1 protein-coding gene is annotated in these 4271 nt (G+C 75.5%); it reads right to left on the bottom strand.

Annotated elements, in window-relative coordinates; genetic code table 11:
• The coding region (locus tag HZS56_RS37300; RefSeq protein ID WP_444875603.1) for a type I polyketide synthase at positions 1 to 4271 on the bottom strand (4271 nt) is incomplete at both ends.

Below are 4271 nucleotides of genomic sequence, written 5' to 3'. Positions count from 1 at the left end.
TCCCACAAACCCTCCGGCGAAACCACCCCACCAGGAAAACGACAAGCCATCCCCACAATCACCACAGGATCACCGGAAGAAGCGGAATTCCCCGAATTCCCGGTTGTCGGACGCTGCGGCGAAACTGCCGAAACCGTCTTCTCGGCCGACGGGGTACCGGAAGGCGGGTCCGCGAGCAAGGAACCCAGGAACGCGCCCAGGGCGCGTGGGGTCGGATGGTCGAACACCACGGTCGGCGGCAGCCTCAGTCCCGTCACTTCGCAGAGCCGGTTGCGCAGTTCCACCGCCAGCAGCGAATCGAACCCGGCGTCCCGGAACGCGAGCCCGCCGTCGATGCCGCTCCCGCCGAGCACCTCGCCCGCGATCGACATGACGAGGCGGCGGCTCTCCGGTGTCCGTTCGCCCTCCGGCAGTTCGGCCACCCGTCGTGACCACGGGGTCCCCGCCCGGTCAGCGGCGGCGGGGGCGGCAGCGGCGACGGCGGGAGCCGCGGGCAGGAGGAACGCCGGGACGGACTCGGGATCGAGTGCCGCCGCCACCACGGTCGGCAGCTCCTGGGCGCGGGCGGCGTCGTACATGCGCAGACCGCGGGCCGCGTCGAGCGGCCGCAGCCCGGTGCGGCGTCCGAGGCGTTCGACGTCGTGTGCCGTCAGCCGTCCCGCCATCCCGTCCGGAAGGTCCCACAGACCCCACGCCAGCGAGCGCGCCGGGAGGCCGAGGTCGGCGCGGTGCTGGGCGAGGGCGTCGAGGAAGGTGTTGGCCAGGGCGTAGTTCCCCTGTCCGGCGGCGCCGAGCGTGCCGGTGGCGGAGGAGAAGAGGTCGAAGAAGGCGAGCGGGGCGGAGCGGGTCAGCTCGTGCAGGTTCCAGGCGGCGTCGGCCTTCGGACCGAGCACGGCGTCGAGTTGCTCGAACGTCAGCGCGCGGACGGTCGCGTCCTGGACGACGCCCGCGGCGTGGACGACGCCGGTCAGCGGGTGGTCGGCGGGGACGGCTTCGAGGACCGCGGCGAGCACCTCCCGGTCGGCGCAGTCACAGGCGGCGATCCGCACCTGGGCGCCCATGCCCGTCAACTCCCGTGCCAGGTCGTCCGCTCCCGCGGCACGGGTGCCGCTGCGGCTGGTCAGCAGCAGGTGCCGTACGCCGTGGCGGGCCACCAGGTGCCGGGCTGTGCGCGCGCCGAGCGCACCTGTGCCGCCGGTCACCAGGACGGTGCCGTGCGGCCGCAGCGGTGAGGCGGCGACCCCGACGGGGCCCGGCGTCCCGGTCGGCGGGGATACGGGTGTCGGCCCGGACACAGGTGTCGGCCCGGACACGGGTGTCGGCCGGGGCACGGACGACAGCCGGGGTACGAGCAGCGCGCCGTCGCGCAGGGCGAGTTCGGGTGTGCCGCCGGCTGCCACGGCGGTCAGCACCTCGCGCGTCAGACGGGTCTCGTCGAGGTCCCCGTCGAGGTCGAGGAGGCCGAAGCGGTCCGGATGCTCCGATCGCGCGGTGCGGACCAGCCCCCACAGCGGTGCGTGGACCAGATCCAGCGGTGCCTCGTCGGGCCCGGCGTCCGTGCGCACCGCCCCGCGGGTCACGAACACCAGCCGGGTGTCGGCGAATCGGCTGTCGTCCAGCCAGCTCTGGAGCAGCTCCAGCGTGGCCCGGGCCGCGCGGCGCACGCCGTCGGGCACGCGGGCTTCCTCCCCGCCCGCGCCGGCCGGCGGCAGGCAGGGCACCAGCACGGCGGCGGGCGGTCGGGCGCCCGCGTCGAGACGCGCTCCCGCCTCCGCCCTGTCGAGGACGGCGGTGAGGCCCGAACGCGGGGCGGACCCGAGCACCCAGCACGCGTCGGCGTCGGCGTCGGCGTCGGAGGCCGGTTGCAACAGGGTGTCGTCGGCCAGTGGCCCCCACGTCACGTGGAAGAGTCCATCGTCCGCGGGACCGTCCGAAGCGGCCCGCAGCACCAGCGAGTCCACGGCGGCCATCGGCGTGCCGTGCCGGTCCGTGATCCGCAGCGCCACCGCGTCCGGGCCGACAGGTGACACCCGTACCCGCAGCTCCGTCGCGTCACCGCCGTACACCCGCACGCCGCTCCACGAGAAGGGCAGCCGTACGCGACCGCCGGCCGCGTCCTGCCACACGGTCGCGTGCAGCGTCGCGTCCAGCAGCGCCGGGTGCAGGCCGTACCCGGACGTGTCGGTTCCGGCGGGCAGCCGTACGTCGAGACACATGTCCTCGCCCAGCCGCCAGGCGGCCTCGAGGCCACGGAAGGTGGGGCCGTACGCGTATCCGGCCTCGGCCAGCTCCTCGTACATGCCGCTCAGTTCCACGGGTTCCGCGCCTTGCGGCGGCCAGTCCGTCCCGTCGAAGTCCGCCGGTGTCCGGGGAGTGCGCGCCGCGAGGATCCCGGTGGCGTGGCGGGTCCAGTCGGTGGTCCTGCTCTCCTCGGCGGCCCGGCTCGTCTCGGGGGCCCGCGCCGACTCCTGGGCACGGCCGGGACGCGCGTACACGGTGAAGGGCCGTTCCCCTGTCTCGCCGACCGCGCCGACGACGAACTGGACCTCGACCGTCCTGCCGTCGTCCGGGAGGCGGACCGGTGCCTCCTGGGTCAGTTCGGTGACCGTCGCGGCGCCGTCGAGCGCGGCGATGTGCGCGGCGAGTTCGACCAGGGCTGTTCCCGGCAGCACGGTGTGCCCGTCGATCCTGTGGTCGGCCAGCCATGGGTGCGTGAGGGTGGACAGGGTGCCGGTGAGCGCCCGCGCGTCGCGGTCCGCGAGGGTGACGGCGGTGTCGAGCAGCGCATGCCCCCCGCTGTGCGGCGGGCGCGGCGCGTCGGCGTTCAGCCAGTACCGCCGCCTCTCGAACGGGTAGGTCGGCAGGACGGTCAGGGGCCGCCTGGGGACGACGGCCTGCCAGTCCACCGGCAGCCCGCACGCGTAGGCGGCACCCAGCGCCGACAGCAGCCCGCCGGCGCCGTCGACGCCGGGGTGGAGCGCGTCCAGCAGCCGCGGGTGGTCGGCCGCGGCCGGGTGGTCGGCTGCCTCGGCGTGGCCGGGCGTACCCGGGTGGGTGGGTACAGGCGGCTGGCCGGGCGCATCCGGGTGACCGGAGCCGCGGCTGTGCGGTGTCGCCACGAGCCGAGCGGCGGACGGCATCGCTACGAGGGTGCGGCGGCCGCCGTCGGCCAGGTGGTGCAGCGCGGCGTCGAGGCCGACGGGTTCCCTCACGGCGCGCAGCCAGTACGCGGCGGTCAGCTCCCGTTCGGCGTCGAGCGGCATGCCGGTTCGCGACGAGCAGAGGTCGGTCTTCGTACGGCGCGGGGTCACTCCGGCCACAGCCGCCCGCAGTTCCTCGTCGGAGCCTCCTCGCACCAGGGCCGCGCAGAGGCGTGCCGCCTCGTCCAGTGTCAGTGCCCCGGTGACATGGGCGGCGACGATCTCTCCCACCCCTTGCCCGAGTGCCGCGTCGGGCCGCACCCCGCACTGCTCCCACAGCCGCGCGAGACCGGTTCCCACCACGAACGCCACGGCCTCCGGAGGGTCGGCGGGAGCCAACTCGCCCACATGACGGCCGAGATGGGCCGCCAGGACGGCGGCGCACTCGTGCACGTGCTCGGCGAACGCGGGGGACGCGGCCAGCAACTCCCTCGCTGCGGCTGCGAGGTCCGGGCCATCACCGCCCACACCGCCCACACCAGCCAGACCAGCCACACCGGCACCGAAGACGAAGACGGCCCGGGCGCGCCCGCTCACGCTCCCCCTCGTCAGCAGGGTGTCCGACTGCCCGGCGGCCAGAGCGTCCAGTGCCCCTCGGTAGTCGCCGTCCGCGCCGGGCAGCACGACGGCGCGGTGGTCGAAGCCGGACTGGATGCAGGCGGCGGTGTAGGCGACGGCGGACGGGTCGACGGGGCCGTCGTGCGCGGGCCGGGACTCCGCGCCGCCGGAGAGGAAGTCGTGGAGGCGGCGGGCCTGCGCACGCAGGGCCGTCGGTGTCTTCGCGGACAGCACCAGCGGCAGCGCCACGGGCCTGGTGACCTCGTCGGCGGCGCTGCTCCGGGCGCCCGGGAGGCCGGAGGCGGTGCTGGCGCCGGCACCGGCGGGCCGGGCGTCCGGGAGGCCGGAGGCGGCCTGCGGGTCCCGGAGAATCGGCGCCGGGTGCTCGGCGGCCCCGTCCACGCCCCCGGTCCCCGTCCCCGAGTCGCTGAACTCGGGGGGTTCTTCGAGGATGACGTGCGCGTTCGTCCCCGAGATCCCGAACGAGGACACCCCCGCCCGCCGCGGCCTGCC

Origin of the sequence: Streptomyces mayonensis (genome assembly GCF_018982965.1) — a bacterium.
GTDB classification, from domain to species: domain Bacteria; phylum Actinomycetota; class Actinomycetes; order Streptomycetales; family Streptomycetaceae; genus Streptomyces; species Streptomyces mayonensis.
Note: the sequence above shows the minus strand (reverse complement) of the source record. Positions and strands in the feature narration are given on the sequence as shown.